Consider the following 6,631-nt stretch of genomic DNA (forward strand, 5'->3'; position numbering starts at 1 on the left):
CGAAGGCGGTGTGTCAGCCAATATCCAGGTTGCTGACACACCGCTTTCGCGAGCAAGCCCGCTCCCACAGGGTTCAGTCTTTGCCAGTGCTTAGCGACGACCCAGCAACAACCCCACCACCAGGCCAAACCCGGCGGAAATCGCCACGGTTTGCCATGGATGCCCGCCGATATAGGTTTCAGTGGCCTCGACCGCGGGCAGGGTGCGGTCGCGTACGCTGCTCACCGAATCCCCTGCCTGTCGGAGTTTCAGGGCTATTTGTCCACGAAGGGTCTCTGCTTCTTCCCCGACCAGCGAGGCGCTGCTTTTCAGCAGCTTTTCCGATTCTTCGATCAGCGTTTGAAGTTCGCTGAAGGCTTGATCCTTGATTTGATCTTCGGCGGCTTGCACGGCGGTTTTGCGGGCCATTGAAGTACTCCTTGCAGGTAAGTGGACAGTGAACAATGGAGTCTGCCGTCGTCGGAAAAGTTGCAGCTATTTTGCCCGGGGAGGCCATCTTGCTGAAAAACCGGCGCAGGACCTTTCGTCCTACAGTGTAAGATGTCGCCTATTTTACGCAGCAGGAAATTCCCATGAGCTTCAATCTGGCCGACAAACCCCTCGCCGAGCGCGCAGCGCTTGAAGACGAGAAATCCCGTCTGTTCGAACTCTGGCAAAACAACCTGGGCAAGGCCAAGGGTGAGGCTGCGCGGTTGTTCGGCGAACGGGCCAAGCGCAAAGGCAAATGGGCCGAATGGGTGCGCGCCGAACTGGACGGCATGTCGCCGCCGGAATACGCCAACATGGTGCGCAGTGAAGTCAATCGCCTGATGGCGGCCAACAAGTAACAACGGCTGTCAGGCGAAACTCGCGACGATTGCCTCGCGCACTTTCAAGAGCACCGGGTCGAGCTGGGTGCTGGTCCGCCAGCCCAGTTCGATCGGGTAGCGCGGCAACGCCAGGGGGCAGGGCAGCAGCGCCAGCCCGCTGAGCGTTGCGATGCTTTGGGCAGCATGGGCCGGAATGGTCGCCACCGCCCGACTGCCTTTTAGCAAGTGCGGCAACGCGGCAAAATGCGTGGTCGAGGCGCACACCCGCCGACTGAGCCCCAGCGCCGCCAATCCCTCATCGGTAATCCCGATAAAACCGCCGGACGACACCAGAATGTGTTCGCGGGCCACAAACTCCTCGAGACCGATGCTCTGCTGGCCCTCGACCAGGCTCGACGGGTCCACCAGGCACAGATAGCCACCTTCCCCCAGCACCTGACGGCTGAGCAGCCGCTCGGCAAACCCGCCCGCGGCAATCGCCAGGTCGATACTGCGCTCCATCAACGCCTGGGCGACGATCTGGCTGTGGGTCTGGCGGAAAATCAGCCGCAGTTTCGGCGCGCAACGGGCGATCTCTTCGATCAGCCGCCGGCCGTAGGCAATCTCGAAATCATCCGACATACCGACCGTGACCGAGCGACCTTCGTACTGTTGCGCAGCCGGATCGACCATCGCCAGGCTCTGCCGGCATTTGTTCAGGGCATCGCTGACCACTGGTTTGAGCTGATTGGCCTTGAGCGAGGGGGCCAGGCCGCGTCCGGTGCGCACGAACAGCTGATCGCCATACAGCTCGCGCAAGCGACGCAAGGCCGCGCTGACGGCCGATTGCGTCACGCCCAGGCGCAGCGCGGCACGGCTGGCGCTGGACTCTTCGTGCAGCGCTTCGAAGACTTTGAGCAGGTTGAGGTCGACGTCGGTGATATTCATTTGGTTCATATCATTCAGCAGTGAATCGGTCTTTATTGATGATTGCCTGACGCCGGAGAATGAGCAACACCTGATGCGAATGGAGTTTCCAAGATGCCCAAATCAATTGTCGCGGCCCTGCAGATCGGCGCCTTGCCCGGCGGCAAGGCTGAAACCCTGGAACAGATCCTGTCCTTTGAAAACGCAATCATCGAATCCGGCGCCGGGTTGGTGGTGATGCCGGAAGCGCTGCTGGGCGGTTATCCCAAAGGCGAAGGCTTTGGTACGCAATTGGGCTATCGCCTGCCGCAAGGGCGCGAAGCCTTTGCCCGCTATTTTGCCAATGCCATCGATGTACCAGGCGCGGAAACCGAGGCGTTGGCGGCGCTCTCCGCTCGCACCGCAGCCAATCTGGTGATCGGCGTGATCGAGCGCGCCGGCAGCACCTTGTACTGCACCGCGCTGTACTTCGATCCGCAGGCCGGGCTGGTGGCCAAACATCGCAAACTGATGCCCACCGGCACCGAGCGGCTGATCTGGGGCAAGGGCGATGGCTCGACCTTGCCGGTGATCGACAGCCAGGTCGGGCGTGTCGGTGCGCTGGTGTGCTGGGAAAACATGATGCCGCTGCTGCGCACGGCGATGTACGCCAAAGGCGTGGAGGTATGGTGCGCGCCGACCGTGGACGAACGGGAGATGTGGCAAGTCAGCATGCGCCACATTGCCCATGAGGGGCGCTGTTTCGTGGTCAGCGCCTGCCAGGTACAGGAATCGCCCCAGGCCCTGGGCCTGGACATCGCCAACTGGCCGGCGGATCGACCGTTGATTGCCGGTGGCAGTGTGATCGTAGGCCCCATGGGCGACATCCTCGCCGGACCGTTGCGCGACAGTGCCGGGCTGCTCACCGCGCAAATCGACACCGACGACCTGGTGCGCGCCCGCTACGACTTTGACGTGGTCGGCCACTACGCGCGGCCGGATGTGTTCGAACTGACCGTGGACGAACGCGCCAGGCCCGGGGTGCGCTTCACCTCCTGATGCCCAGCGGGCTTTGGCCAAAGCAGTCAGACAACTTGATAGCTTTGACCATTGCCCGGTAACCCGCGCAGAGCGAGTATTTCCCTGTTGATTACGGTTCCCCCCAACCTAATAAAAAACACAGTGGGATTCTGGCAATGCGCGATTACTTGTCTGCTACTTCTCAGTTCAATTATCAGCACACCGTCGATGCCGCGCTCGCGGGCGACTTGACGGCCCTCAACGCCTGTGTCGAATGCTGTGACCGGCATGCCTTGCCGGGTCGCATCGCGCTGTTCTGGGAAGGACGCGATGGCACTGGTGCTTCGTACACCTTCACCGACTTGCAGGACAAGGCCGCGCGTTTCGCCAACTACCTGCTGGCCCAGGGCGTGAAGAAAGGCGACAAGGTCGCCGGCCTGTTGCCCCGCAATATCGAACTGTTGATCACCGTGTTCGCCACCTGGCGCATCGGCGCGGTGTATCAACCGCTGTTTACCGCATTCGGCCCCAAGGCCATCGAGCACCGCCTGGGCAGCTCTGGCGCCAAAGTGGTGGTGACCGATGCAGTGAACCGGCCGAAACTCGCCGAAGTCGCCGATTGCCCGACCATCGTGACTGTCACCGGTGCCAAAGGGCAGGGCCTGGTGCATGGCGATTTCAGTTTCTGGGCCGAACTGGCCAACTATTCCGCCGACTGTGAACCGGTGCTGCTGACCGGCGAAGATCCGTTCCTGCTGATGTTCACCTCGGGCACCACCGGCCCGTCGAAAGCGCTGTCGGTGCCGCTCAAGGCCATCGTAGCGTTCCAGAGCTACACCCGCGATGCGGTGGATCTGCGCCCGGAAGACGCCTTCTGGAACGTCGCCGACCCGGGCTGGGCCTACGGCATTTATTTCGGTGTCACGGGGCCAATGTCCATGGGCCATCCGATCACCTTTTACGATGGCCCGTTCACCCTCGAAAGCACCTGCCGGGTAATCAACAAGTACGGGATCACCAACCTCACCGGTTCGCCCACGGCCTACCGCTTGCTGATTGCCGGCGGCGATGAATTCGCCAAGTCGATCAAGGGCAAGCTGCGTATCGTCAGCAGCGCCGGTGAGCCGCTGAACCCGGAAGTGATCCGCTGGTTCGCCGATAACCTCGACGTGGTCATCCACGACCACTACGGCCAGACCGAACTGGGCATGGTTCTGTGCAACCACCACGGCCTGGAGCACCCGATTCACATGGGCGCCGCCGGTTTTGCCTCGCCGGGCCACCGCATTGTGGTACTGGACGACGACTACAAGGAACTCGGCGTTGGGCAGCCGGGCATCCTGGCTATCGACCGCAGCCAGTCGCCGATGTGCTGGTTCGCCGGCTACGAAGGCGGGCCGACCAAGGCCTTTGTCGGCAACTACTACCTGAGTGGCGACACCGTTGAGTGGAACCCGGACGGCAGCATCAGCTTCGTCGGTCGCAGTGATGACGTGATCACCACCTCCGGCTACCGGGTAGGTCCCTTCGACGTGGAAAGTGCGCTGATCGAACACCCGGCGGTGGTCGAGGCCGCTGTGGTCGGCAAGCCCGATCCGGAGCGCACCGAACTGGTCAAGGCGTTCGTCGTGCTCAGCCCGCAATACCGCGCCGCCTCCGAGTTGGCCGAAGAGCTGCGCCAGCACGTGCGCAAGCGTCTGGCGGCGCACTCGTATCCCCGTGAAATCGAATTTGTCAGCGAATTGCCGAAAACCCCCAGCGGCAAATTGCAGCGCTTTATCTTGCGCAACCAGGAAATCGCCAAGGCTCAAGAGGCTGCGGCGAAGAACCTTCCAGCTTGAATCCAGGGAATTAATGATGCAGATCCAGAACAAGATTTTTATCGTCACCGGTGGCGCTTCCGGCCTCGGTGCCGCCACCGCCGAGGTGCTGGTCGCCGCCGGCGCCAAAGTGATGCTGGTGGACATGAACGCCGAAGCCGTTGCAGCCCAGGCCCAGCGCCTTGGTGCACAAAGCGTGGTGGCGGACATCAGCAACGAAGCAGCGGCCGAAGCTGCCGTGCAGGCGACGGTCAAGGCCTTTGGTGGCCTCAATGGCCTGGTCAATTGCGCCGGCATCGTGCGTGGCGAGAAGATTCTCGGCAAGACAGGTCCGCATGCGCTGGCCAGTTTCAGCCAGGTGATCAACGTCAACCTGATCGGCAGCTTCAACATGCTGCGCCTTGCGGCTGCGGCGATTGCCGAGACCGAAGCGGATGCCGATGGCGAGCGCGGTGTGATCATCAACACCGCGTCTGCCGCGGCTTACGACGGCCAGATCGGTCAGGCGGCTTACTCGGCGTCCAAGGGCGCGATTGTCAGCCTGACCTTGCCGGCGGCCCGTGAGCTGGCGCGCTTCGGCATCCGTGTCATGACGATCGCCCCCGGCATCTTCGAGACGCCGATGATGGCCGGCATGACCCAGGAAGTCCGAGATTCCCTGGCCGCTGGCGTGCCATTCCCGCCGCGTTTGGGCAAACCGAGCGAGTATGCCGGGCTGGTCAAGCATATTATTGAAAACAGCATGCTCAATGGCGAGGTGATCCGTCTCGACGGTGCCTTGCGCATGGCCGCCAAGTAAGGAGGATTTGTCATGACAATGTCCAACGATCCAATTGTAATCGTCAGCGCCGTCCGCACCCCGATGGGCGGTTTCCAGGGCGAACTGAAAAGCCTGACCGCACCGCAACTCGGTGCGGCCGCCATCAAGGCCGCCGTTGAACGTGCCGGTGTTGCCAGTGATAGCGTCGACGAAGTGCTGTTCGGCTGCGTGCTGCCGGCAGGCCTTGGCCAGGCCCCTGCGCGTCAGGCGGCGCTGGGCGCGGGGCTGGATAAATCGACCCGCTGCACCACCCTGAACAAGATGTGCGGCTCCGGCATGGAAGCGGCGATTCTGGCCCATGACATGCTGGTGGCGGGCAGTGCCGACGTGGTGGTTGCCGGTGGCATGGAAAGCATGTCCAACGCGCCTTACCTGCTGGATCGCGCCCGTGCCGGATACCGCATGGGTCATGGTCGTGTGCAGGACTCGATGTTCCTGGACGGCCTCGAAGACGCCTACGACAAGGGCCGCCTGATGGGCACCTTCGCCGAAGACTGCGCCGAAACCAACGGCTTCAGCCGTGAAGCCCAGGACGCGTTTGCCATTGCCTCGACCACTCGCGCGCAACAGGCGATCAAGGACGGTAGCTTCAAGGCCGAAATCGTGCCGCTGACTGTGACGGTCGGCAAAGAGCAGGTGGTGATCAGCAACGACGAGCAGCCGCCAAAGGCCAGGCTGGACAAGATTGCTTCGCTGAAGCCGGCGTTCCGCGAAGGCGGTACGGTGACGGCGGCCAACTCCAGTTCGATCTCCGATGGTGCCGCCGCGCTGGTGCTGATGCGCCAGTCCCAGGCACAGAAACAAGGCCTGAAACCCTTGGCGGTGATTCATGGCCACGCTGCGTTCGCCGACACTCCGGGCCTGTTCCCGGTGGCACCGATTGGTGCAATCAAGAAGTTGATGAAGAAAACCGGCTGGTCGCTCAATGACGTGGATCTGGTGGAAGTCAACGAAGCCTTCGCCGTGGTCGGCATGGCCGCGATGACTCATCTGGAAATCCCTCACGAGAAACTCAACGTGCACGGCGGTGCTTGCGCCCTCGGGCACCCGATCGGTGCGTCCGGTGCGCGGATTCTGGTGACCCTGCTTTCGGCCCTGCGCCAGAAAGGCCTCAAACGTGGTGTTGCGGCGATCTGCATTGGCGGCGGTGAAGCGACGGCGATGGCCGTGGAATGCCTCTACTGAAACTGACGCTATCCCATGTGGGAGCGGGGGGGGGGGGGGGGGGGGGGGGGGGGGGGGGGGGGGGGGGGGGGGGGGGGGGGGGGGGGGGGGGG

The 6,631-nt window shown here is 62.6% G+C and carries 7 protein-coding genes; 5 read left to right on the forward strand and 2 right to left on the reverse strand.

Going from position 1 to position 6,631, the window contains the following annotated elements:
• Positions 1 to 90: 90 nt before the first annotated feature.
• Positions 91 to 408 carry an ElaB/YgaM/YqjD family protein gene (locus AC1RP7_RS27830; protein ID WP_090455397.1) on the reverse strand — a complete coding sequence of 106 codons (318 nt, stop codon included), beginning with the start codon at positions 406 to 408 and terminating at the stop codon, positions 91 to 93.
• A 164-nt stretch (positions 409 to 572) separates the two neighbouring features.
• Between AC1RP7_RS27830 and AC1RP7_RS27835 the strand changes: the two genes are divergently transcribed.
• A complete protein-coding gene (locus tag AC1RP7_RS27835; protein WP_007970091.1) occupies positions 573 to 827 on the forward strand; it encodes a hypothetical protein in 255 nt (84 codons plus the stop codon).
• Positions 828 to 836: 9 nt separating this feature from the next.
• Here AC1RP7_RS27835 and AC1RP7_RS27840 read toward each other — a convergent pair whose 3' ends face one another.
• Positions 837 to 1,745, reverse strand: coding sequence for a LysR family transcriptional regulator (locus tag AC1RP7_RS27840; protein WP_057714711.1), 909 nt, complete (start codon positions 1,743 to 1,745; stop codon positions 837 to 839).
• Between the two features lie 84 nt (positions 1,746 to 1,829).
• On the opposite strand from AC1RP7_RS27840, the gene AC1RP7_RS27845 reads away from it, so the two are divergent.
• The 4 genes from AC1RP7_RS27845 (at position 1,830) to AC1RP7_RS27860 (ending at position 6,539) form a co-directional block, all read left to right on the forward strand.
• Positions 1,830 to 2,753, forward strand: coding sequence for a carbon-nitrogen hydrolase family protein (locus AC1RP7_RS27845; RefSeq protein ID WP_493180948.1), 924 nt, complete (start codon positions 1,830 to 1,832; stop codon positions 2,751 to 2,753).
• Positions 2,754 to 2,890: 137 nt separating this feature from the next.
• The gene (locus tag AC1RP7_RS27850; protein WP_493180947.1) at positions 2,891 to 4,555 is read left to right on the forward strand and encodes an AMP-binding protein; all 1,665 of its coding nucleotides are present in this window, start codon (positions 2,891 to 2,893) and stop codon (positions 4,553 to 4,555) included.
• Between the two features lie 16 nt (positions 4,556 to 4,571).
• Positions 4,572 to 5,333, forward strand: coding sequence for an SDR family NAD(P)-dependent oxidoreductase (locus AC1RP7_RS27855; protein ID WP_057714714.1), 762 nt, complete (start codon positions 4,572 to 4,574; stop codon positions 5,331 to 5,333).
• Positions 5,334 to 5,345: 12 nt separating this feature from the next.
• Positions 5,346 to 6,539 carry an acetyl-CoA C-acyltransferase gene (locus AC1RP7_RS27860; RefSeq protein ID WP_102670378.1) on the forward strand — a complete coding sequence of 398 codons (1,194 nt, stop codon included), beginning with the start codon at positions 5,346 to 5,348 and terminating at the stop codon, positions 6,537 to 6,539.
• Positions 6,540 to 6,631 lie beyond the last annotated feature (92 nt).

This window comes from Pseudomonas sp. GW822-FHT01E03 (assembly GCF_058802985.1).

What these genes read in the sequence shown, in the direction of transcription:
- AC1RP7_RS27830 (WP_090455397.1), bottom strand. Translation starts at nt 408, where the DNA reads ATGGCCCGCAAAACCGCCGTGCAAGCCGCCGAAGATCAAATCAAGGAT.
- AC1RP7_RS27835 (WP_007970091.1), top strand. Translation starts at nt 573, where the DNA reads ATGAGCTTCAATCTGGCCGACAAACCCCTCGCCGAGCGCGCAGCGCTT.
- AC1RP7_RS27840 (WP_057714711.1), bottom strand. Translation starts at nt 1,745, where the DNA reads ATGAACCAAATGAATATCACCGACGTCGACCTCAACCTGCTCAAAGTC.
- AC1RP7_RS27845 (WP_493180948.1), top strand. Translation starts at nt 1,830, where the DNA reads ATGCCCAAATCAATTGTCGCGGCCCTGCAGATCGGCGCCTTGCCCGGC.
- AC1RP7_RS27850 (WP_493180947.1), top strand. Translation starts at nt 2,891, where the DNA reads ATGCGCGATTACTTGTCTGCTACTTCTCAGTTCAATTATCAGCACACC.
- AC1RP7_RS27855 (WP_057714714.1), top strand. Translation starts at nt 4,572, where the DNA reads ATGCAGATCCAGAACAAGATTTTTATCGTCACCGGTGGCGCTTCCGGC.
- AC1RP7_RS27860 (WP_102670378.1), top strand. Translation starts at nt 5,346, where the DNA reads ATGACAATGTCCAACGATCCAATTGTAATCGTCAGCGCCGTCCGCACC.